Consider the following 1,414-nt stretch of genomic DNA (forward strand, 5'->3'; position numbering starts at 1 on the left):
GGCTTTCTACTTCCTAATACTTGAGACTGATCTCGAGTTAGAGTCTTTCTGGTTTGGCTTTGTCGTAGATTACCCATGAGCTTGACTAAATCTTAAATACTCGGCAAACGTCACCTAATCATGATATAGCCGAATCGCACTGAGGGGGTTCACCTCAAGACCGCGCTACATCCCTACCAACGTGGCATAGGTCACCTAGTTAACTCAAGCAACAACAGAGCAGGGGTAGGGTGGGCAAATGATGAGAGTTTGGCAATAGATCAGTTATCATGTCCATTTGCCCACCCTACAGAGTGCGATCGCACTACGAGGCAAGCGATCACGACAGACCTTATTTCATTTACTGGAATTCTCTATCAATTTTTGCAGGGTTTTACTTGCTATTTCCATTCTTTGGGTGTGATCCACTTCTTCTTCCTCGTCAGACTCATCCAGTTCTTCTTCTTCGTCATACTGATCCGCTATGGGAGGGTCTTTGATCATATCCCAATCAAACCTTTCCATTATTTCCTGAAATAATTTCCCTTTCTCTTCGGCTGTTAGACTGCCGATCATATGCTCCAAAAACTTTTTGTCTTGTTTCGTGTCTTCTTTACCTAGTACTAGATTATAGCTATATCTCTCCAAGGATCCAGCTATTAAAGAGTTCCTTCTCATTGTAGGTGGCTGCTTTTCATATCTTGTATTTGGTAATTTTTTGAAATCCTTGGCTCCTTGACGGTAATTTTCATTATTGAGCTCTATTGTTAATAGAGAACCGCGATTTTCTACTTTAGCTCTCTTGCCCATCGCTAACATTGTTACACTCACTGGTGCTTCTTCTTCCAGAGGGAGAAAGTAAAGCAATTGAGGGTACGATTCATCTTCGTTTTCTGTTTTTTCGTAAGCCTTTAGTAACTCTTTCGCCTTTAAGGCATCTTCATAACTCCAAAACTCTAAATCAATATCTTGTGGGGTTCTCTCAAAACCATATTCCGTTTTTGCTGCGAAACTACCACCGATTCTATAGTTTAATGTTTCCAACTGTTTTTTAACAATATCGGCTATCCAGTCAATTAATTGTTTCTTTTGGTCATCCTTTTCCTCAGGAGCTCTTTGCACAGGTTTCTCATAATTGGATATTGGAAACATTGTTAAAGGGGTGTTAAGTATAGAAACAGGATGTTGTAATGCCTCTTTTCCTTTCAAATTTGCTTCCTTTTCAAATCCCGCATCATCGTTTATATTTATCCCACTTTTAAAGTTTATCGTAGACCGCAATTTACCTTGGTTTTGCTGCACCACATGGGTCAATTCATGGGCAATCAATTCCTGCCCTCCTCGACTCCCAGGGTTATATTCCCCCTGCCGAAAGAAGATATCTTTACCTGTAGTAAAAGCACGAGCTTGAATAGATTGATTCAACTGGTCAGAT

The 1,414-nt window shown here is 40.5% G+C and carries 1 protein-coding gene; it reads right to left on the reverse strand.

Annotated features, from left to right (window positions below):
* Positions 1 to 336: 336 nt before the first annotated feature.
* Positions 337 to 1,414, reverse strand: a 1,078-nt coding sequence (locus tag F6K20_RS38480; protein WP_287298439.1) for an eCIS core domain-containing protein, incomplete at its 5' end; no start/stop codon positions are given.

Source organism: Moorena sp. SIO2C4, from assembly GCF_010672485.1.
Taxonomy (GTDB): domain Bacteria; phylum Cyanobacteriota; class Cyanobacteriia; order Cyanobacteriales; family Coleofasciculaceae; genus Moorena; species Moorena producens.